This is a genomic window from Herbihabitans rhizosphaerae (assembly GCF_004216555.1).
Taxonomy (GTDB): Bacteria; Actinomycetota; Actinomycetes; order Mycobacteriales; family Pseudonocardiaceae; genus Herbihabitans; species Herbihabitans rhizosphaerae.
On the sequence record NZ_SGWQ01000008.1, the window covers coordinates 114,605 to 135,500 of the forward strand.

The 20,896-nt window shown below is 71.0% G+C and carries 18 protein-coding genes and 1 pseudogene; 10 read left to right on the top strand and 9 right to left on the bottom strand.

Annotated elements, in window-relative coordinates; all coding sequences use genetic code 11:
• Window positions 1–6: 6 nt before the first annotated feature.
• A complete protein-coding gene (locus EV193_RS22655) occupies window positions 7–894 on the bottom strand; it encodes a ParA family protein (protein ID WP_130346227.1) in 888 nt (295 codons plus the stop codon).
• Between the two features lie 32 nt (window positions 895–926).
• Between EV193_RS22655 and EV193_RS22660 the strand changes: the two genes are divergently transcribed.
• Complete coding sequence (locus tag EV193_RS22660) at window positions 927–1,661, top strand: SAM-dependent methyltransferase (protein WP_130346228.1); 735 nt, start codon at window positions 927–929, stop codon at window positions 1,659–1,661.
• A gap of 35 nt (window positions 1,662–1,696) precedes the next feature.
• Here EV193_RS22660 and EV193_RS34595 read toward each other — a convergent pair whose 3' ends face one another.
• Together EV193_RS34595 and EV193_RS22670 are read right to left on the bottom strand one after the other, a co-directional pair.
• The gene (locus EV193_RS34595; protein ID WP_341273191.1) at window positions 1,697–2,278 is read right to left on the bottom strand and encodes a S8 family serine peptidase; all 582 of its coding nucleotides are present in this window, start codon (window positions 2,276–2,278) and stop codon (window positions 1,697–1,699) included.
• Window positions 2,279–2,486: 208 nt separating this feature from the next.
• Window positions 2,487–3,224 (bottom strand): GAF and ANTAR domain-containing protein, encoded by a 738-nt coding sequence (locus EV193_RS22670; RefSeq protein ID WP_242613586.1) that lies wholly within the window; start codon window positions 3,222–3,224, stop codon window positions 2,487–2,489.
• A 365-nt stretch (window positions 3,225–3,589) separates the two neighbouring features.
• Between EV193_RS22670 and shbA the strand changes: the two genes are divergently transcribed.
• The 4 genes from shbA (at window position 3,590) to EV193_RS22690 (ending at window position 8,028) form a co-directional block, all read left to right on the top strand.
• Complete coding sequence (gene shbA / locus EV193_RS22675; protein ID WP_423202208.1) at window positions 3,590–4,192, top strand: RNA polymerase sigma factor ShbA; 603 nt, start codon at window positions 3,590–3,592, stop codon at window positions 4,190–4,192.
• 30 nt (window positions 4,193–4,222) lie between these two features.
• Complete coding sequence (locus tag EV193_RS22680) at window positions 4,223–5,521, top strand: DNA polymerase IV (RefSeq protein WP_130346231.1); 1,299 nt, start codon at window positions 4,223–4,225, stop codon at window positions 5,519–5,521.
• Window positions 5,522–5,530: 9 nt separating this feature from the next.
• Window positions 5,531–7,468, top strand: coding sequence for an acyl-CoA dehydrogenase family protein (locus EV193_RS22685; RefSeq protein ID WP_130346232.1), 1,938 nt, complete (start codon window positions 5,531–5,533; stop codon window positions 7,466–7,468).
• A 152-nt stretch (window positions 7,469–7,620) separates the two neighbouring features.
• The gene (locus tag EV193_RS22690; RefSeq protein WP_130346233.1) at window positions 7,621–8,028 is read left to right on the top strand and encodes a DUF3040 domain-containing protein; all 408 of its coding nucleotides are present in this window, start codon (window positions 7,621–7,623) and stop codon (window positions 8,026–8,028) included.
• Window positions 8,029–8,035: 7 nt separating this feature from the next.
• Here the strand turns inward: EV193_RS22690 and EV193_RS22695 are convergent, their stop codons facing one another.
• The 5 genes from EV193_RS22695 to EV193_RS22715 form a co-directional block, all read right to left on the bottom strand.
• Window positions 8,036–8,569, bottom strand: coding sequence for a CGNR zinc finger domain-containing protein (locus EV193_RS22695; RefSeq protein WP_130346234.1), 534 nt, complete (start codon window positions 8,567–8,569; stop codon window positions 8,036–8,038).
• A 192-nt stretch (window positions 8,570–8,761) separates the two neighbouring features.
• Complete coding sequence (locus tag EV193_RS22700; protein WP_130346235.1) at window positions 8,762–9,412, bottom strand: class I SAM-dependent methyltransferase; 651 nt, start codon at window positions 9,410–9,412, stop codon at window positions 8,762–8,764.
• Complete coding sequence (locus tag EV193_RS22705; RefSeq protein WP_130346236.1) at window positions 9,409–11,889, bottom strand: transglutaminase TgpA family protein; 2,481 nt, start codon at window positions 11,887–11,889, stop codon at window positions 9,409–9,411. The genes EV193_RS22700 and EV193_RS22705 overlap by 4 nt, the downstream gene beginning before the upstream one ends.
• Window positions 11,886–13,154 (bottom strand): DUF58 domain-containing protein, encoded by a 1,269-nt coding sequence (locus EV193_RS22710; protein ID WP_130346237.1) that lies wholly within the window; start codon window positions 13,152–13,154, stop codon window positions 11,886–11,888. The genes EV193_RS22705 and EV193_RS22710 overlap by 4 nt, the downstream gene beginning before the upstream one ends.
• Window positions 13,155–13,194: 40 nt before the next feature.
• Window positions 13,195–14,187, bottom strand: a complete 993-nt coding sequence (locus EV193_RS22715; protein ID WP_423202213.1) for an AAA family ATPase — start codon at window positions 14,185–14,187, stop codon at window positions 13,195–13,197.
• 505 nt (window positions 14,188–14,692) lie between these two features.
• Between EV193_RS22715 and mraZ the strand changes: the two genes are divergently transcribed.
• From mraZ to EV193_RS22735, 4 genes are all read left to right on the top strand, one after another.
• Window positions 14,693–15,124 carry a division/cell wall cluster transcriptional repressor MraZ gene (mraZ, locus tag EV193_RS22720; protein ID WP_130346238.1) on the top strand — a complete coding sequence of 144 codons (432 nt, stop codon included), beginning with the start codon at window positions 14,693–14,695 and terminating at the stop codon, window positions 15,122–15,124.
• A gap of 161 nt (window positions 15,125–15,285) precedes the next feature.
• Window positions 15,286–16,251 (top strand): 16S rRNA (cytosine(1402)-N(4))-methyltransferase RsmH, encoded by a 966-nt coding sequence (gene rsmH / locus EV193_RS22725; protein ID WP_130346239.1) that lies wholly within the window; start codon window positions 15,286–15,288, stop codon window positions 16,249–16,251.
• A 91-nt stretch (window positions 16,252–16,342) separates the two neighbouring features.
• Window positions 16,343–17,005, top strand: coding sequence for a cell division protein FtsL (ftsL, locus tag EV193_RS22730; RefSeq protein ID WP_130346240.1), 663 nt, complete (start codon window positions 16,343–16,345; stop codon window positions 17,003–17,005).
• Window positions 17,005–18,942, top strand: a complete 1,938-nt coding sequence (locus tag EV193_RS22735) for a peptidoglycan D,D-transpeptidase FtsI family protein (RefSeq protein WP_130346241.1) — start codon at window positions 17,005–17,007, stop codon at window positions 18,940–18,942. The genes ftsL and EV193_RS22735 overlap by 1 nt, the downstream gene beginning before the upstream one ends.
• 502 nt (window positions 18,943–19,444) lie before the next feature.
• Here EV193_RS22735 and EV193_RS34215 read toward each other — a convergent pair.
• A pseudogene (locus EV193_RS34215) lies at window positions 19,445–19,897 on the bottom strand (EamA family transporter); the annotation flags it as partial.
• A gap of 119 nt (window positions 19,898–20,016) precedes the next feature.
• Between EV193_RS34215 and EV193_RS22745 the strand changes: the two are divergent.
• The gene (locus tag EV193_RS22745; protein WP_130346242.1) at window positions 20,017–20,874 is read left to right on the top strand and encodes an SEC-C domain-containing protein; all 858 of its coding nucleotides are present in this window, start codon (window positions 20,017–20,019) and stop codon (window positions 20,872–20,874) included.
• The last annotated feature ends 22 nt before the right edge of the window (window positions 20,875–20,896 follow it).

Here is a 20,896-nt window from a genome sequence, read left to right on the forward strand (position 1 = left end):
GCCACCTCAGCCGTTGACGGCCTCGTCCAGCTCGCCGCCGTCCTCACCCGTGTTGTCGCCGTCGTCCTCGATGTCGTCGTCGGTGAGCGCCTGGTGCCGGCCGCGAGCGGTGCTCGCCGTGCGCAGCGTGCGCGCCAGCACCAGGTTGAACGCCAGCGCCACCTCCCGCGACCCGGGCGTGCCCCAGTCGTGGATCGGCTTGCACGCGCCCTGCGCCTGCTGCACGGCCAGCCGGTCGGGCAGCGCCACCGGCATGATCAGCGAGCCGAAGTGCTCGCGCAGCTCGGCGATGCGGAACTGGTGCTCGTAGGACCGCGCACGCACCCGGTTCACCACCACGCCCAGCGGGCTCAGCTCCGGGTTGTGCTCGCGCCGGGTCTGCTCGACCGCCTCCATCGCCCGCTGGGCGCCCGACACCGCGTACAGCGTGGGCTCGGTCACCACCAGTGCGCCGTTCGCGGCGAACAGCGCCGAGCGGGTCAGCCGACCGAGTGAAGGTGGACAGTCCAGCAGCACGAGTTGGTAGGGCAGCTCGGTCTCCGCGAGCCGCGCCAGCTCGGCCAGCGCACGGCCCAGCTTGCCCAGCCGACGGTTGTCCGGGTCGGGGTCGTTGAGCGCCTCGACCTCCTCGGAGCCGACCAGCACGTCCACCTCGGGACCCCAGGAGCTGGGTGCGATCGCCTCTCTCACCACGGCCGGGCGTGGCGATTCCAGCACGTCGGCCAGCGTGGTCGAGGTGTCCGGTGGGTCCAGGGACGAGGTCGCGTTGCACTGTGGGTCCAGATCCACGACCAGCGTCCGGGCACCACGTCGTAAGGCGGCGGACGCGAGGCCCAACACCACCGTGGTCTTCCCGACGCCACCCTTCAGACTCAGCACCGCGACCGTCTGCACCCGTGCAGGGTACGGCCTCTAGGCTTCCGTGCATGCGACCGGACGCCGTGCAGCGAGTGCTCGACGCGGAACTTGTCGCCGCGCGTGAACGCAGGGGCGGCGCGGCACCCAGAGTTGTGGATGTCGGCGGTGGCAGCGGCGTGTGGGCCGTGCCGCTGGCCGTGGCGGGGTGCACCGTCACGGTGATCGAGCCGAGCCCGAACGCGCTGGCGACGTTGCAGCGCCGGGCCGCCGAGGCCGGGGTGTCCGACCGGGTCACCGCCACCCAGGGCGACAGCGACGCGCTCACCGCCCTGGTGCCGGCCGGTAGCGCCGACCTGGTGCTCGGGCACGGCATGCTCGAGGTGGTCGACGAGGTGAAGACCGCGATCGCCGCGATGGCCGAGACGGTCGCGCCGGGCGGCGCGGTATCGGTGCTGGTGGCGAACCGGTTCGCGGCCGTGCTGCACCGCGCGATCGCCGGCCGTCTGGTGGACGCGCGCCGGCTGCTGGACGACCCGGCGGGGGAGTTGCCCGGCGCGGGCGACCAGCTGCTGCGGCGGTTCGACACCGAGGGCCTACGGCAGGTGCTCACCGACGCCGGGCTCGCCGTCGAGCTGGTGCAGGGCTACGGCGTGCTGTCCGACCTGGTGCCCGGTGCGGTGCTGGAGTCCCAGCCGGGTGCGGCGGATTCGCTGGCCGAGCTGGAACTGGTGGCGGCCACGACCCCGCAGTTGCGGGACGTGGCGAGCCAGCTGCACGCTATCGCGCGCAAGCCGAGCAACTAATCTCGATATTTGAGAATTCGTGAATACTAATTGTGTCAGCCGAGGTCGGTGACATTCAGCAGCAGATTCGGTGAGCCGGCACCCGGATTCTTGGACAGGTAGATCGCGGCGGCGCCGGCGATGTGCGGTGAGGCCATCGAGGTGCCGCTCATGCCGGTCGACCCGGTGTCGCTGCCGTGGCTCGCCGAGGTGATCTGGCCGCCGGCGGCGAACAGGTCGAGGCACTTGCCGTCACCCTCGTCGGTCCAGCCCGCCGTGATGACCTCAGGAATGCGCGCGGGCGAGGTGTCGCACGCGTCCGCGCCCATGTTGCCGGCCGCCACGACCACGGCGATCCCCGCCGGGCCTGCTCTGGCGACATGTCCGCGGAGAACCCGCGCAGGGCGGCCGAGTGGACGAACTCGAGCGTGCCGCCGTAACGGCCGACCAACCGGGCCGCGTCGGCCTCGGCCCGCGACTCCGACGCCGCGGTCGCGGACGGTTGCCCGTGCGGCACGACGATGTACTTGCCGGCGACGGCGCCCGGCGCCCCGAGGCCGCGACTCTGCCCCTGCTCCGCCTGGGCGGTGGGAATACTCGTGACGGTCAACGCGCCGGCGACGCCGCGCCGCCGAGATCTCGTGTGCCCTCGCATATTACCGCCTCCTGTTTCTCAAGCGTCCGCGCCATTGCAATTTTTCGATTCCGCGCGGAAAGGGAACAAGGTGAATGTGCGAGCTGGGTATACTCGAATTCTCGGCGAGCCGACGATTACGTGGTGCCTCGGCAAGAAATAGGTACCGATGGGGGAGGATCCGCATTGTTCGGCGCCGCGCGGTGACGGCGCTACGCGTTCTTGCGGGGTCGAGCGGCCTCGATGGCGATGGTCCCGTTGATCACCGCGGTGGCCACTCGGGTGATTTTCTCGTTGCGCCGCCGCGCCAGCCGCCGCAGGCCGTCGAACGCCTCGGCCAGCGTCAGCCCGAGCCGCTCGCTCAACACGCCCTTGGCCTGCTCGATCACCACGCGGCTGTTCAACGCGGTCTGCAGCTGCTCGGCCAGCGTCTCGTGCCGGCGCAGCGCGCGCTCCTGGAGTAATCCGATCGTGGCGACGTCGGCCATCGCCTGGGCGATCTTGGTGCTGGCCTCGTCGAGAGCGCCCGGCTGTCTTCGGAACAGGTTCAGCGCGCCGATCACGTCCGTGCGTAACCGCATCGGCAGCGCGTGTACCGCGCCATAGCCCGCGGCGGACGCGGCGGCGCGGAACTCGGGCCAGCGATGATCGGCCTTGGTGATGTCCGGGACCACGACCGCCTCACCCGTGCGGTAGCACTCCAGGCACGGCCCTTCGTCCTGCTGCAGTTCGAACAGATCGATCAGGCGGGTCTGCTCCACCGACGCACCGACCGTCCGTAACTTTCCGTGTGGGTCGACGATCAGGATCCCCGCCGCGTCGACGTCCACCAACTGGACACAGCGGTCCGCGAGCAGGTGGAGGAAGTCAGCCAGATCGAACTCGTCGACCAGCGTGTCGGCGAGCTTTACCAACGTCTCCGCCAGTTGTTCCGCGGACGCCCCAGTCACGTGGACAAGAGTACGACCCCGGGCAAGCGCAGGCCGCGTCTGACGAACCCATGGTCGCGGTCGACCGAGGTTCATCAGACACGACCTTTGCCGTTGCTTCTTGGCGGGACGTCCGCGCTCACTGGGTGTTAATTCCCTCGAACGGAGCTATAGCTTTTCCAGAGCGTTCTGCCGTAGCATCACTGTGCGTTGCCTCCGCGGCGACCAATCGGAGTAATCGCCGGTAGATCCCTTTTCCCCGGATCACGCAGCGGAGACGATGTGGTCGCCGTCCTGGACCCTGACGGCGCACCTTCCGAGGTGTGTTGTTGTTCCGAGGGGGACAGATGGCAGGACATCCCGCGTCGCGAGGCGGCTTACGCGCGTTGAGATCTACCGACAGCAGCGCGAGCACGTCGTCCGGCGGCATCCCCGACGAGGTCGTGGTCGCCGCGGCCAAAGGGGACGCCGACGCGATGCGTCAACTGCTCATCACCATTCGGCCCGTGATCGTGCGCTATTGCCGTGCCCGGCTCGGCAGGCGGGAGAGCGCCTTCGGCTCGGCGGACGACATCGCGCAGGAGGTCTGCTTCGCGGTGGTCCGCGCGTTGCCCAGCTACCGGCACGAGGGCGTCGCGTTCATGGCGTTCGTGTACGGCATCGCCGCGCACAAGGTCGCCGACTTCCACCGCAAGGCCTCGCGCGACCTGTCCGACCCGGTCGGCGAGCTGCCGGACAGCGTCGAACTGGACGCCGGCCCCGAGCAGCACGCGATCGAGGAGGAGCGTCGTGCGCTGCTGGCCAAGCTGCTCGACACGCTCGGTCCCACCCAGCGGGAAATCCTCGTGCTGCGCCTGATCGTCGGGCTGTCCGCCGAGGAGACCGCCGACGCGATCGGCTCCACACCGGGCGCCGTGCGCGTCGCCCAGCACCGCGCGCTGGCCCGCTTACGAAAGTCACTGCCCACACTCGCACCGGCTTTGGTCTGATCGTCGGACCTCGCGGCTACTGTCTCCCGCATGGGGCGCAGTGGTGACCTGCCGCGCGGGTTGGTCGAGCGGTACAAGGCCGTCGACGGCGTGTGGCCGGACGACGCCGACTGCCCGATCCTGCACGTGGACATGGACGCCTTCTACGCGTCCGTCGAGATCAGGGACCGTCCGGAGCTGGTCGACCGTCCGGTGATCGTCGGCGGCACGAGCAACCGGGGCGTGGTGTCCGCGGCGAACTACGTGGCCCGGCGCTACGGGGTCCGCTCGGCCATGCCGATCGCCCGCGCCCGGCGGCTCTGCCCGAACGGCGTGTACCTGCCGCCCTCGTTCGACAAGTACCAGCGCACCTCACAGGGCGTGATGGAGATCTTCGCCGAGATCACCCCGTTGGTGGAGCCGCTGAGCCTGGACGAGGCGTTCCTGGACGTCGGTGGGGCGCTGCGGCGGCTCGGCGTGTCACCCGGCGAGATCGGGCAGCGGATCCGCCAGCAGGTACACGCCCGACACCAGATCACCTGCTCGGTGGGCGTGGCCGCGACCAAGTTCGTGGCCAAGCTCGCCTCCGGCATGGCCAAGCCGGACGGCATGATCGTGGTGCCCGCCGGCGACGTGCTGGCGTTCCTGCACCCGCTGCCGGTGTCCGCGTTGTGGGGCGTCGGGGCGAAGAGCGCCGAGCGGCTGCGCGACGCCGGGCTGGAGCGAGTCGCCGACATCGCCGCGTCACCGCTGCCGAGGCTGCGCCGGCTGATCGGCAACGCCGCCGCCGACCATCTGCACGCACTGGCCACCGGGCAGGACGATCGCGCGGTCGTGCCGCGCACGCCGGACAGGTCGATCGGCGCCGAGGAGACCTTCGAGGTCGACCACTTCGACCGCGAGCTGATCAGGCGCGAGCTGCTGCGGCTGTCCGACAAGACCGCGATCACGTTGCGCCGCAAGGGATTGCGTGGTCGAACCGTGTCGATCAAGGTGCGTTTCAGCGACTTCACCACGATCACCCGATCGCGCACACTTCCGGTCGCGACCGACGGGACGCAGGAGATCTACCGCACGGCGACGGCCCTGCTGGACGAGCAGACCCCGCCGGGCGCGATCCGGCTGATCGGCGTGCGCGTCGAGCAACTCGGCGACGACGAGCAGGTGCAGCTCACGCTGGACGAGCCGGAGCAGGGCTGGCGCGAGGCGGACGCGGCGGCCGATCAGGCGCGCGCCAAGTTCGGCCGTGGCGTGATCGGCCCGGCGTCGCTGCTCGGCCCGGCCGCGCGGCGATCGGGCTTCACCGAGCCCAAGCCCGCGCGTCCGGCGGAGGGCGGAACACGCGCATAGGCTCGCGGTATGGAGCTTCCGGACATCCCCGGCAAGATCGACACCGACGCGCTGTGCGAGCTGCTGGACGGCCGCTGGGCGAGTGTGCGGGCCGCCGCGCGGGAGCGGATGGCGGCGACCGGGCTGCCCGACGTCGACGCGCTGGACACCGAGTCGTACCGGTCGCAGGTGTTCGCCATGCTGCGCACGCTCGCCGCGGCCGGCTACCCGAAGCTCGGGTTCCCCGAGTCGGTCGGCGGCCAGGGCGACATCGGCGGCGCGATCACCGCGTTCGAGATGCTCGGCTTCGGCGACCTCTCGCTGATGGTGAAGGCCGGCGTGCAGTGGGGCCTGTTCGGCGGCGCGGTGGAGGCGCTGGGCACCGAGCGGCACCACGAGCGGTACCTGCGCGCGATCATGGAACTGGAACTGCCCGGCTGCTTCGCGATGACCGAGTACGGCCACGGCTCCGACGTGCAGCACCTGCGCACCACGGCCACCTACGACCCGGCCGCGCGCGAGTTCGTGATCGACACGCCGGACGACTCGGCGCGCAAGGAGTACATCGGCAACGCCGCGCGGGACGGGCGGATGGCCGTGGTGTTCGCGCAGTTGATCACCGGCGGTACGACCTACGGCGTGCACGCGCTGCTGGTGCCGATCCGCGACGAGCTGGGTGTGGCGATGCCCGGCGTGCGGATCGGCGACTGTGGCCGCAAGGCGGGGCTCAACGGCGTGGACAACGGCCGGCTGTGGTTCGACCACGTGCGGGTGCCGCGCGAGGCGCTGCTCAACCGGTACGGCGACGTGACCGAGGACGGCGGCTACCTCAGCCCGATCGAGGGCGACTCGCGGCGGTTCTTCACGATGCTCGGCACGCTCATCCGCGGCCGGGTCAGCGTCGCGGGTGCGGCCGGCAGCGCCACGAAGTCCGCGCTGACGATCGCGCTGCGCTACGCCGAGCGCCGCCGGCAGTTCGAACGGCCGGGGTCCACCGACGAGGTGGTGGTCCTCGATTACCTTGCGCACCAACGAAAACTGTTGCCCGCGTTGGCGAAGACCTACGCGCTGCACTTCGCGCAGGAGGAGCTGGTCGCCACGCTGCACGAACTGCAAAGCGGCCCGCGCGAGGAGGGCGAGGGCTACGAACGGCGGCAGCGCGAGCTGGAGTCGCGCGCCGCCGGGTTGAAGGCGGTGGCCACCTGGCACGCCACGCACACGATCCAGACCTGCCGCGAGGCGTGCGGCGGCGCCGGCTACCTCACCGAGAACCTGTTGCCCGCGCTGAAAGCCGACACCGACGTGTTCACCACGTTCGAGGGCGACAACACCGTGCTGCTGCAACTCGTCGCCAAGGGCCTGCTGACCGGGTACCGCGAGCAGGTGCTCCAGCTCGGCAGCCTCGGGCTGGCGCGGTTCGTGGCGGACAAGTTCGTCGGCACGGTGATCGAGCGGACGGCAGCGAAGGCGGTGATCGAGCGGCTGGTCGACCGCATGTCCGGCGACACCAAGGACGACGACCTGCTCGACCGCGCGTGGCAGGTGCGGCTGTTCGAGGACCGCGAATCGCACGTACTCGACACGCTGGCCACCCGGCTGCGGCGGGCCACCGCCGAGGAGGCGGACGCGTTCGAGGTCTTCAACGACGCGCAGGATCACGTGCTGCGGGCGGGCCGGGTGCACGTGGATCGGATCGTGTTGGAGGCGTTTCTGGCCGCGATCGACCGCTGTGGTGATCAAGATCTCGCGTCCGTGCTCGATCGGGTCTGCGACCTGTATGTGTTGAGCACGATCGAGGAGGACGCCGCGTGGTTCCTCGGACACGGGCGGTTGACCGCTTCACGTGCGAAGGCCGTCACCGGGGCGGTGAACGCGACCTGCCGTCAGCTCAGGCCGCTCACCTCGGCTCTTGTCGACGGTTTTGGCATTCCTGAGGACGTCGTCACTGCCTCGATCCTCATGCGTTAGACGATCGAAGTGAGCCGAACGCGGGATCGGGTAGTCCAGACCGTGTGGGGCTCGTATCCTGGAGATGAAGCACCCCAGGGTGGGGCGCCCGCCGGGTTCGGCGGTTACCGTGATCGCCCGGCGCCCGCGACCGCTGTGCCGGAGGAGGAACGATGCCACTCTCCGAGCACGAGCAGCGACTGCTCGACCAGATCGAGCGCGCGCTCTATGCAGAGGATCCCAAGTTCGCGTCAACGGTGCGCGGCTCGCGACTACGGAAGCCGTCACGTCGCCGCCGTCTACAAGGTGTCGCGTTGTTCGTGCTGGGCGTCGCGCTGCTCGTGGTGGGCGTGGTCGTGACCGGTCTACGTCCGGCCGGTATTCCGATCTTGAGCGTCTTCGGCTTCCTGATGATGTTCTTCGGGGCGCTGTTGACGATCACCACACTGCGCCAAGGCGACGACACGGACGAACAAGAGGCCGAGGGCGGCAGCCCGCCACAGACCTCCAAGGCGCACCGCCGCAGCTCGTTCTCCCAGCGGATGGAGGAGCGCTTCCGTAAGCGCTTCGACGAGCAGTAGCTCTGCGCTAGGCGATCGCACCGTCTTTGCGGCGTGATCGGTGCTCGGCCACGTGCGTGCGGTTGGCGCACTGGGCCGAGCAGAAGCGCCTGCGTCCGTTGCGCGAGGTGTCCACGTACACGACGGCGCAGCCGGACCGGTCACAGCGGCCGATCCGTCCGGCGTCGTCGCAGATCGCGTGCGCCAGCCCCATCGCGGTGAAGGTCTTGATCCGCGCCACGATCGGCGCGTGCGTGTCGGCGTAGTGGAAGTGCGGCGACCGGCTGTCGTGCTGGGTGATGTACGGCGGGGCGGCGACGATCGCGAGCAGCTGGTTGGTGAGCTTGACCCGCACGTCGAGTTCCGGCTCGTCGAACACCGTGCGCAGCCGGAGACTCCAGGCGGCGAGTTCGCGTGCGCCCGCGTCGCTGACCGGCTTGGCCGGCCGGTAGTCGTGCTCCTCGATGATTTTCTCGAAGTCGGCTGATCCCGCGTTCGGTCCGGCGTTCACGACCGCGACGGCGATCTGCGCCGCCGCGCCACCGTAAGGATTGAACTGCACCGAGACATTACATCAGGCTGGGTTCATGAGCACAACGCCCAGCTGCCCGACCTGCATGCTTCCCTTGCCTGACGCGGTTTCGACGCATCGAAGTGCCAGCGGGACGGTTCGGTACGCGCGATGTGTGTGCGGCCGGTGGAGCGTGCTCGTGGACGGCGATCTGGCCGGTTCGGCAGGGGAATCCGAGTTCGGTCAGGCGCTGGCCGGCTTGCCGGCGAGCAGGTAGGCCTGGCGCGTCTTCTCCCGGGGCGGGCTGGGTTCGCGCACGATCGTCGCGTGCACCGCGAGGCCGGCGTCGGCGAGCTGCGCGGTGATCACCTCCGGCTGGAGGCGATGGAAGTTCAGCCCGATCGTGTGCCCGAACGCCTCCGCGAGGTGCAACGGCTCGTCACCCACCTGGAACGCGATCAGCAGCTGCCCGCCCGGCGCGAGCACCCGGTGGAACTCGGCGAACACCGCGGGCCGGTGCGCCGGCGGCACGTGGATCACCGAGTACATCGCGACCAATCCGCCCAACTCGCCGTCCGACAGGTCCAGCGCGGTCATCGAGCCCTGCTCGAACCGCCGTCCGGGGTACCTCCGGCGGGCGATCTTCAGCATCTCCGGCGACAGGTCCACGCCGAACACCGGCACACCCAGTTCGTGCAGGAACGCCGTCAGATGCCCGAATCCGCAGCCCACATCGGCCACCGGACGGCCGGACGGGCGCACGAGTTCGGCGAACAGGGTGAGCAGCGCGCGATCCATCGGCAGCTCCGCGAGCGAGTTGCCGAACCTCTCCGTGTAGCCCTCGGCCATGGTGTCGTAGGCCGTGCGTGCGGCGTCCAGGAACTCCTCGGTCATTCGTCGTCGCGGGCTTTGGGCGGGTGCAGCACGGACCGGGGGAGCAGCCGCGCGCGCCAGGGCAACGGCCGGCTGCGCCGCATGGCACCGCGCACCTCGTCCACCGCGCCGGACAGCTTCGGGTCGGCGTGCCCGGGATCGCCGTACCAGGAGCGTTCCACCACACCGACCACCGTGCGCAGGTTCTCGCGGCCGGGCCCGTCCAGGTCGTGCTCGCGGACCAGCCGGCGCGCCGTGGTGCGGACCGTCTCACTCGGCGGGATGTCCGTGCCGCGGTCCCACGACTCGGCGAGCAACTCCTGCCACGCCGCGTCGGCCGCGTCCGGGTGGTGCGCGTGCACGGCGTGCAGCCGGATCCGCCGGCGCCACGCGCGCACGATCGCCGGCGTCACCGCGGCGCACACCGCGAGCAGGCCGATCGCGAGCCACCACGACACCAGCGCGCCGGTGAACACGATCACCAGCACCCAGCACACCGCCGCGATGGGCCCGGCGTAGTGGAACAGCCGGGCCAGCGTGGGTTTCACCTTCGGCGGTTCACCGCGCAGCGCGGCGGCTCGTACCGCGCCCCGGTGCCGGGCGGCGAGCCAGGTGAGCACGGTGAAGGCGATCGCGAGCAGCAGCAGCACGCCGAGTGCCCAGGCGATCCAGCTCGGCTGCTCGTCGGCCTGCTGCTGTGCCTGCTGCGGCGTCGCGGTCGGGTCCTCCTCCTCGGGCGCCGCCGTCGGCTCGTTCTGCGTGGTCGGCGCGGGCACAGAGCTGGTCTGCCCGGACGGCACGGAGCTGGGCGCCGGCGCGTCGTTGGTCATGTACGGCGGCGTGTAGGTGCGGTTGTCGGTCAGCGGCGTCGGGTCGAACATGACCCAGCCGCGCCGGGGGAAGAAGATCTCGACCCACGCGTGCGCGTCCTGCGAGGTGATCACGCGGTAGTCGCCGCCGGTGTACCCCGCGGTGAACCCGATCGCCACCCGCGCCGGGATGCCCGCCGCCCTGGCCAGCACAGCCATCGCGGTCGCGTACTGCTCGCAGAACCCGGTCTTGCCGTTGAACAGGAAGTCGACCAGCGCGTCGCGGCCCTGCCCCGGCGCGGTCCGCAGGTCGTACTTGAACCCGTTGCCCTGGAAGTGCTGCTGCAGCGCCCTTGCCCGGTCGAACACGGTCGGGTGACGGGCGGTGATGTCGGTGGCGAGCTGTCGCACCCGAGGGTCGATGCCGGCGGCTTCGCGGTAGACCCGGTCGATCTCGCTGTAGTTGGTGCCGGCCGACCGCAGATCGGCGGCGGTCGGCTCGACCAGGTCCGCCTCCTCGGTGTACCGAGGCATCTTGCGCTTCTGCCTGGCGTAGACGATCCCGCTGCCCGGGTCGTAGTTCACGTTGTCCGGCAGGTTCCGCAGCGTGCGTGGCGTGCCGTAGACCGGCGCCCAGAAGTCGTTGGAGTTGATCGGCTCGATGTCGATCGTGGTGGTCGGTCCCACGCCGTCGTCACCGGGCGGCGAGGGCAGCCGCGACTCGGCCGGCACGCCCTCGGCCATCCGGGCCAGGTCGTCGTCGAAGCCGCCGCGGTTGTTGTCGTACTTGGCCAGCGTCACCGCGCGCAGGTAGCGCGTCTCCGGGCCGAGCCCGCGCACCCGGTACATCTCGGTGTTGCCGCGCTGGTCGAGTATGCCGCGCAGGTTGGTCATCGGGTTCAGCCCGAGTTCGCCGGAGCCACCACCACCGCCGCCCCCGCCGCCGGGGAGCTGGCCGACGGTGCCGATCGCGGTCACCCCGGCACCGGCCACCAGGCCGAGCACGAGCGCGATGCCGACCAGCACGGACGGCGTGCCGACACCGTGCACGCCGTCGGCGCCGGGCAGCGTGGTCCGGTTGCGCCACATCTGGTGCCGGTGGGTCCCGTCCACGGCCAGCAGCAGCGCGAACGAGGTGGCGCCGAGCACGAAGGACCACCACGGCAGCATCGCGTCGGCCAGCGAGGCCGGCACGGCGTAGACGCACAGCAGCACGAGCCCGGACGCGGCCGGTGTGCCGGCGGCCACCGCCAGCGTGTCCACGAGGACCGCGACCAGCCCGATCGCGATCACCACGAGGCACAGCAGGGGAGCGGTCGCCTTCACCGGCGGTACGCCGTTGCGCACCACGTCGACCGACTGCCCGAGGCGGTCACCCAGTTCGCCGAACGCCTCCGGCCCCGGGATGAAGCCGAGGATGCCCGAGTCCGTGAACAGTGCGACGACCAGGCACAACACCGCGACCATCTGCGCGGTGCCGACCAGGAAGGTGGGCACCCGGACCGACCGCAGCGCCATCCCGGCCGCCATCACGACGATCACCGAGATGCCCGCGTAGCCGAACCAGCGGAACCCGTCGATCACGCCGGACAGCGCGGTGGTCGTGCACAGGGTGGCGAGCGCGGCGGCCACCGGGGTCACCGTGAGCGACCACTGAGCCGGCGTCACCACGGCCGCGCGGCCGCTCACAGTCCGACTCCCGCCGCGATGTCCGTACCGCGCTGGCCGGTGCTGCGGCACAGCACGCCCCACACCAGCGGCATGGCCAGGTCGGGCCGGGCCACCGTGGTGCCCCAGCCGGCGGCCGACAGCAGGCCGGCACCCCGGTCGGCGTCCAACTCCTTGCCCGACCCGCCGGCGCCCCAGGCCTGCACGTCCATCACCACCGCGAGGCTGCGCGCGCCACGGCCGCGGAACCGGACCAGCTCGTCGTACGCGTCCGCGTCGGCCCCGCCGATGATCGCGATCAGCTCCTGCCCGTGTCCGGGGTCCGCGCCGCAGGCGAACTCCCGGCGATGAGTCGGCTCGAGCGCGGCCAGCGCGTCGAGCACCGCGAAGTCGCCGTGCGAGCCCTCGCCGGGGTCGCCGGCCAGCATCCGGCCGTTCTCGGTGACCAGGCGGACGCGGTGGCCGTAGCGGTGCAGGTGCACGCAGATGCTGGCGGCCAGCGACACCGCCCACTCCAGGCTGGCGGTCGCGCCGGTGCCCCGGTGCGCCACCGCGCGGTGGTCGAGCAGCACGGTGGTGCCGCCGCGCCACGGCCGCTCCTCGACGCGCACCATCATCTCGTCCCGCTTGGCCGTCGAGCGCCAGTGCACCTTGCGCAGGTCGTCGCCCTGCCGGTACGGCCGCACCACGGCGTCGTCCTCGCCCTGGCCGGCGTGCATGCGGACGGACCCGTCGTCGCCGGAGCCGAGGCCGGAACCGCCGGGCAGCCCGGACAGCGGCACGGTTCTCGGCACCACGACCACCCGCGTGGTGCCGGCCAGCTCACGGTCGAACTCGGCCACCCCGAACGGATCGGTGACGGTGGCGCGCAGCGGCCCGAGTACGTGCACTCCACGCAGCGACGGCGCGATCGGGTAGCGCAGTTGCGCCCCGCCGTGCCGGCCGAGGTGCTCGACGAAGAAGCGGGGCTTGCTGCCGAGCATGTACGGCACGCCGTCCTGCAGCAGCAGCCCGCCGGTGGGTACCCGGCCGGCGCTGTGCACGATCAGCGCGACCTCGGCCCGGGCGCCGACCGCGACCCGGTGCGGCAGCACCTGCCGCTCGGCCCGCACGCCGACCCGGGCGATCGCGGTGAACGTCGCGACGAGCAGCGGCAGGGCGATCACGAACACCGACACGCGCAGCAGATCGCGTTCGTTGAGCACGATCGCGCAGAGCGCGGCGGCGAGCCCCGCGGCGAGCAGGCACCGGCCGCGGGTGGTCAGGCCGGACAGCGCACTGAGCATGGATCTGGCTCCGTCCCCGTCCCGTCCCAGTAGAGCACCGTCAGCGCTGCCGGCCGGCGCCCTGCGGCACCGGCACACGCTGCAGCAGCGCGTTGATCAGGTCCGCGGGGGAGCGGCGGGACGCCTGCGCCTCCGCGGTGAGCACCAGCCGGTGGGCCAGTACCGGCACGGCGACCGCGTGGTAGTCGTCCGGCACCACGAAGTCGCGGCCGGACAGGGCGGCCTGCGCACGGGCGGCGCGCACCAGGTGCAGGGTCGCGCGGGGCGACGCGCCGATGCGGATCTCGGGCAGCCGGCGCGTGGCGGACACCAGGTCGACGGCGTAGCGGCGGATCTCGGGCGTGGTGCGCACCGCGCGCACCGAGGTGACCAGCGAGCGCACCTGGTCGGCGTCGGACACCGGCTTCATGGTGGAGAGCGGGTCGTGCGACGCGTGCTCGTCGACCATGGCGAGCTCGGCGTGCGGGTCGGGGTAGCCGATCGACACGCGCGCGGTGAACCGGTCGCGCTGCGCCTCGGGCAGGGCGTAGGTGCCCTCCATCTCGATCGGGTTCTGGGTGGCGATCACCATGAACGGCGCGTGCAGTTCGTAGGTGGTGCCGTCCACCGTGACCTGGTGTTCCTCCATGCACTCCAGCAGCGCGGACTGGGTCTTGGGGGAGGCGCGGTTGATCTCGTCGCCGACCACGATGTTGGCGAACACCGGGCCGGGGCGGAACTCGAAGTTGTTGTCCGAGCGGTTGTAGATCGACACACCGGTGACGTCGCTGGGCAGCAGGTCGGGAGTGAACTGGATGCGGCTGACCGTGCAGTCGATCGAGCGGGCGAGCGCCTTGGCGAGCGAGGTCTTGCCGACCCCGGGCACGTCCTCGACCAGCAGGTGCCCCTCGGCGAGCAGGGTGACCAGAGCCAGGCGCACCACGTCCGGCTTGCCGACGAGCACCCGCTCCACGTTGCCGGCGATCCGCTGCACGGTGGCGTGCAGCTCGTCCAGGCCGGCCGGGCGGTCGTACACGCCGCCGTTGCCGGCCACGTGGTTGTCCGGGTGCGCGGCCGGCCACTGCGCATGCTCGTCGCCGTACGCGCCGCCGTACTGACCGGACAGCGCGGATGGCGGGGTGCTCGGCGTCACTCGGGATCTCCTCGCTGGCGCTCGTGGCGCCTTCCATCATGGCGCGGCTGTGCCGGGCGCCACTGTTTCATCCAGTGTGTCAAACCTGGGCGAAGTTCCCCAGGAGCCCGTCTCCCCACCATGCCCCACGCCTCGCCCGGGGCGGTCGTGATCGGTGGATTCGACGGTACCGAGGGCTCGATCCCGGCCGTGGGATCACCCCGGCCGGGGAGATCCAGGGCAGGCGCCCCCCACCGCCCCCCACGTTCACCCCATCGGGTTGACCTGCGAAAACAGTGCCCTTACAGCCGTGAATTCGTCGCGTTTGCGGTTGACGGTGGAGATTTGTGGGGTACTGTGGTGATCAGTGGGGCGAACGGGGGCCCTATGGCCGGTCCGACCGGATCGGTGGGGAGGTGAGTGCGCCGTGTTCCTGGGCACGCACACCCCGAAGTTGGACGACAAGGGGCGGCTCACGCTGCCGGCCAAGTTCCGAGACGCGCTCGCGGGCGGGCTGATGGTCACCAAGGGACAAGACCACTGCCTGTACGTCTTCCCGAGGGCGGAGTTCGAGGAGATGGCCCGCAAGGTGGCCGCGGCGCCCCTGACGAACGAGGCGGTTCGCGCCTACCAGCGGTATCTGTTCGCCGGAACCGACGAGCAGCGGCCGGACGGGCAGGGGCGGATCGCGATCGCACCGGAGCTTCGGCGCTATTCCGGGCTGACCAAGGAGTGCGTGGTCATCGGTGCGATCACCCGGCTGGAGATCTGGGACGCACAGTCCTGGCAGAGCTACCTCGACGAACACGAGGACAGCTACTCCCAGGCGGCAGAGGAAGTTCTGCCCGGTGTGTTCTGAGCGACCCGGCTTGTTGGGCCGTGTGGAGACACGGGTGCCGTGAGGCCTCGGTCCGCTCGCTTTCGGCCCTGGCGCACCTTCCCCGGCGCCAGGTTCGACGAGCGGGCGGGGACCTGGCGGCACCCGTCTCAACGATCGAGTCGAGCGAGAGGGGGTCGACGGTGAACGAGAAAGATGGGGCGGCACAACACGTTCCCGTGCTGCTGGACCGGATCCTCGCACTGTTCGCCCCGGCTCTCGCCGATCACCCGTCGATCCTCGTGGACGCCACGCTCGGGCTCGGCGGGCACGCCGACGCGCTGCTGTCGGCTCACCCCGACCTGACGCTCGTCGGGCTCGACCGCGATCCGCAGGCGCTGGACGCGTCGCGGCGGCGGCTGGCCCGGCACGGCGACCGGGTGCACTTGGTGCACGCGGTCTACGACGAGATGCCCGAGGTACTCGGCCGGCTCGGAATGTCCACTGTGGACGGTGTGCTGTTCGACCTCGGGGTGTCCTCGCTGCAGTTGGACCGGGCCGAGCGCGGGTTCGCCTACGCCAAGGACGCTCCGCTGGACATGCGGATGGACCCGACGGCCGGAAAGACCGCCGCGGACGTGCTCAACACCTACCCGGTGAAGGACCTGGCCAGGATCCTGCGCGAGTACGGGGAGGAGCGGTTCGCCGGCAAGATCGCCCGCGCGGTGGCCGCCGAGCGGGACCGCGAGCCGTTCACCTCCAGCGCGCGACTTGTTCAGTTGCTTTACAAGACCGTCCCGGCCGCGACTCGCCGCACCGGCGGCCACCCGGCCAAGCGCACGTTCCAGGCGCTGCGCATCGAGGTGAACGGGGAACTGGACGTGCTGGCCGCCGCACTGCCGGCCGCGCTCGCCGCGCTGCACGCCGGCGGCCGGATCGTCGTCGAGTCGTACCAGTCACTGGAGGACCGGCTGGTGAAGCGGTCGTTCGCGGAGCTGGCCAAGTCCCGCACGCCGGAAGGCCTTCCGGTCGAGCTGCCCGGACACGGCCCACAACTGCGGCTGCTGACCAGGGGAGCGGAGCAGGCCGACGAGGAGGAGGTCGCGCGTAACCCGCGGGCCGCCTCGGTGCGGCTGCGCGCCGCCGAACGGATCGGGGAGGCGGCATGAGCAGACCGGTACATCGGCGGCACGCGATCACAGACTTGCATGAACGGGTTCGGGGAGAGTCATGACAGCGCCTACACGCACACGGACACGGGTGCCCACACGGGTCACGAACCGTTCCGCCACAACGATTCCAGCCACTCCGGCGCCGCTCGAGGAGCGGCCGGCGCGGCGTACCCGGTCGGCCGCCGCGGAGCGCGCCTACGCCAAGCGCGCGCAGCGCATGGGCGAGGCGCCGGCCGTCAAGGCGAAGGCGGAGACGCGGCGTGCCGGCTCGAAGGTGCCGTTCGTGGTCCTGATCATGGGGCTGCTCGCGGTCGGTGTGGTCAGCACGCTGTGGCTGTCCACCCAGGCTGTGGCCGACTCCTACCGGCTCGACCAGGCCAAGACGGCCGCGACCAACCTCGCCGAGCGGGCCGAGCGGCTGCGGCGCGAGGTCGCCCAGCTCGACTCGGCGCAGGCACTGTCCGAGCGGGCCAAGGCGCAGGGCATGATCCCGGCGAACGATCCGGCGCGCATGGTGGTGCGGCCGGACGGGTCGATCTCCGTGGTCGGTGACGCCAAGCCGGTGCGTCCGGCCCCGCCGCCACCGCCGCCCGCCCCGCCGGCGCCACCGGAGCAGCAGACGCCGCCGGCCCAGACCCAGCAGCAGGCGCCGCCGGCTCAGCAGACACAACAGCAGGCCCAGCGCCAGACTCAGCGGCAGACCCAGCAGCCGACCCAGACCCAGCAGCCGCCTCGGCAGGGAGCCCGCTGATGCGCCCGCCGGCCGGAGGACAGGGACGGCGTCCCGCCCGCGGCAGGCAGGCGCCGGGGAAGGGCCAGCCACGGCGGGGGAACGCCCGTCCGGTGGCCAACCGCGGCATGCGGCTGTCCCGGCGTCCGCAGGCGCACGACCACCGCAAGCGCGTCGTGGTGATGCGCTTATTACTGATCGTGCCGCTGGTCGCCGCGCTGCTGCAGTTGGTCAACGTGCAGGGCTTCAAGGCGGGTGCGCTCGCCGAGCTGGCCTCCAAGCAGCGCTCCACGGAGATCGAGCTGCCCGCCTCGCGCGGGTCGATCACCGACCGCAACGGCGTGCAGCTCGCGTTCAGCGTGGAGTCGCGCGCGCTGTCGTACCGGCCGCAGGCTGAGCGTGCCAAGTACGCGGACAAGCCCGGCGGGTACGACGCGCGCGCCGCGGAGATCGTCGCGTACCTCAAGCAGCTGCTCGGCGACAAGGTCAACGAGAAGGAGATGCTGGACAAGCTGCGCTCCGACGTGACCTTCACCTACCTGGTGAACAACGGCGTCGAGCCGGCTCAGGCGCGCGCGATCACCGAGAGGTTCCCGGAGGTCATCGCCGACTACCGGGCCACTCGCGAGTACCCGGGCAAGTCGCTGGCCGCCAACATCGTGGGGCTGGCCAACTGGCGCACCGACGACCCGAACCCGCACAAGCACAACCTGCACGGGCTGATCGGCCTGGAGAACTCCCGGGACAACGTCCTGACCGGCGAGCCGGGCCGCCAGGTCGTGGACACCGCGGAGGGCAAGGACGGCGTGGTGATCCCCGGTACCGCGCGGGAGTTGCAGCACGCGACCGACGGCTCGGACCTGGAGCTGACCATCGACGCCGACCTGCAGTACGACCTGCAGCAACGGCTGACCGGCTACGTCGAGCGCAGCGGCGCCAAGGGCGGCAGCGCGGTGATCATGGACGCGAAGACCGGCGAGGTGTACGCGCTGGCCAACGACAAGACGTTCGATCCGACCGCGGGCCAGTTCCGCGACCCGAAGACCATGGGCAACCCGGCGGTCACCACGCCGTACGAGCCGGGTTCGGTGAACAAGCTGGTGACCGCGGCCGCGGCGATCGAGGCCGGGGTGACCACGCCGGAGGCGGTGACGCCGGTGCCCGGCACGCTGCGGGTGGCCGACCACGTGATGCACGACGCCTGGCCGCACGGCACGCAGAACTTCACCACCGCGGGCATCTTCGGCAAGTCGTCCAACATCGGCACGCTGCTGATGGCGCGCAAGGTCGGCGAGGACCGGTTCTCCGAGGTACTGAAGAAGTTCGGTCTCGGCGAGCGCACCGGCGTCGGGCTGCCCGGCGAGGCGCCCGGCTCGGTGCCGCCGCGCGGGCAGTGGTCCGGCACCACGTTCGCGAACCTGCCGATCGGCCAGGGGCTGTCCATGACCGTGCTGCAGATGGCCGGCATGTACCAGGCGATCGCCAACGACGGCGTGCGTGTGCCGCCGAGGATCGTGCGCGCGCAGGTGAAGCCGGACGGCACCCGGGTGGCCGAGGAGCGGCCGGAGGGCGTGCGCGTGGTGACCGAGCAGACCGCGCGGACCGTGCGCGACATGTTCCGCGCCGTGGTGCAGAAGGCGCCGGGCCAGAACAGCGGCACCGGCCCGGCGGCGGCGGTCGCCGGCTACCAGATCTCCGGCAAGACGGGCACGGCGCAGCAGCCGGATCCGGCCACCGGAAGGTACAGCGACTCGAAGTACTGGATCACCTTCGCCGGGATCCTGCCGGCCGACAACCCGCGATTCGTGGTGGGCATCATGCTCGACGCGCCCAACTACGGCGGGCCGGACGGGCGGTCGGCGGCGCCGCTGTTCCACGATGTGGCGTCGTTCCTGGCGCAGCGGTACAACATTCCGCTGTCTGCGGTACCGAGTCCGGTAGTGCCACTGGTGCAGTGATCGACGCTCGCTCGTGGCGGGCCCGGGACAGCGTGCCGGCCGCGACGAGCGCGGTGATCGTGGCGACGCACGCGATGGTGAGCGTGGACGGCGTGAGCCTGCCGTCCGGCAGTTGGATCAGCAGCGCGAACACCGGCGACAGGGTGCACAGCAGCGAGGTGGTGACCGGCTCGGTGTGCCTGATGCCGATCTGCAGCAGGTAGATCGGCACCGAGAGGCCGAGCAGTCCGACGAGCGTGCCGCCGAGGTAGCTGTCGGCTTCGACGCGCGCGCCGCTGGTGATCACGATCGTCCAGGTCACCACGACGGTGAACGGCAGGCGCAGGGCGAGCACCGTGTGCGCGGGCAGGTCGGCGTCGCTGAGCCGCTTGGCGAACACGACGTTCGTGGTGACACCGAGGCCGCACAGCACGGTGAGCGCCATGCCGGCGAGGGCGTGTTCGCCGCTGATGTCGCCGATGCCGCTGCGGCCGGTGAGGCTGGCCCAGCCGAGGACGACGATCACGCCACCGATGCCGGCCGCGACCATGGCCTCGGCCGCCAGCACCGGCTTTCCCTTGCGCAGCAACGGCCCGAGCACGACGGCGAACACCGGGCCGAGCGCCAGCCCGACGACGTTGACGATCGCGGGCTCCAGGTACTTCAACGCGTACAGCATGGACAGCCAGGTCACCGCGGTGGTCACGTTGAGCGCCAGCACGTCGCCGGGGGCGGCCCGCGCCCTGGCGAGCAGCTCTGCCGGCCCGGTGCGCACGAGGGTGAACCCGATGAAGATCACCGCCGAGAGGGTGAACGCCACGGCGGCGACGCCGGTCGGGTCGACGGTGCTGAACAGGTTGCCGGCGTAGACGTCCAGTGCCGCGGTCAACGCCGCGTAGCCGAGCAGTGGGGCGACTCCGTGTCGCAATGCACTGTCCATGAAGCCCCCTTGATTGGTACATGAACGTGCAGACATTTACATATCAGGTGACAGGCGGTCAACCGGCGTATCCGACCGTGACGCGCGAAAGCCGCTACCGTGGTCCCGTGCCGCGCGTGCTCACGTTGGAAGAGTTGGACTCGTACCGAACGAACATGCCTGAGGCGGAGAAGGAGGCCTACCTCCGCCGCGTGCGTCGGGTGATCGACAACCCGAACCTGTGTGGTCCCGGCATGCTGCCCAGCACAATTCTGGTGATGATCGGCCAAGTCCTCGGCGGCATGGGCCGCTTGGCGGAAGCCGAAGAGGCGATGACCGACGCCGTCACGATGGAGAAGGCCGAGGGCGAGCCGCACCCGGGCGCGTGGCTGGCCGGCTTCCTGGTGCAGCAGGACCGCTACGACGACGCCACGCAGGTGTTCGCGGACGTCAGGCTCGACAACGAGGCCGGCCCCGGCGAGTACGACATCTACGCCGGGGCGTACGAGTCCGCGGACGAGTTCGAGAAGGCCGAGACCACGTACCTGATCGGCATCCGGATCGCCGAACGCGAGGGCGACACCTGGCACGGCGACTCGCTGCGCGCCGGGCTGGAGCGGCTGCGGAAGAAGGTGGAGCCCGCCGAAGCCGACGGGGATGATCACGCACAGCAGTTGCTCGACGCGGCCGGCCTTGCGCTGTTCTGGCCGCGTGCGGAACACGCCGAGGCGCTGCGCCGCTGGCCGCACCTGGCTCAGTGGCTCGGCGAGGACTGGGACGAACACCGCCGCAACGTCGAATGCGCGCTCGCCGATTTTCAGGCCCAGGGCATCTGGCCGCTGATCCTCATGGCGGACCCGGACGACTACCTGGCCGAACTGCGGGGAGAGCCCGACCGTCGCAGTCTCGCCGTGTACGCGATGTCGATTCCCGACGAGGACCCGGTGAGCTGGCCGCCGGAGAGCGACGAGCCCTGCTGGTGCGGCTCGGGCCGCGACTACGAGGTGTGCTGCACCCTGCCGGCCAACGACTGAGAATACGGCCGCGACACGCGCG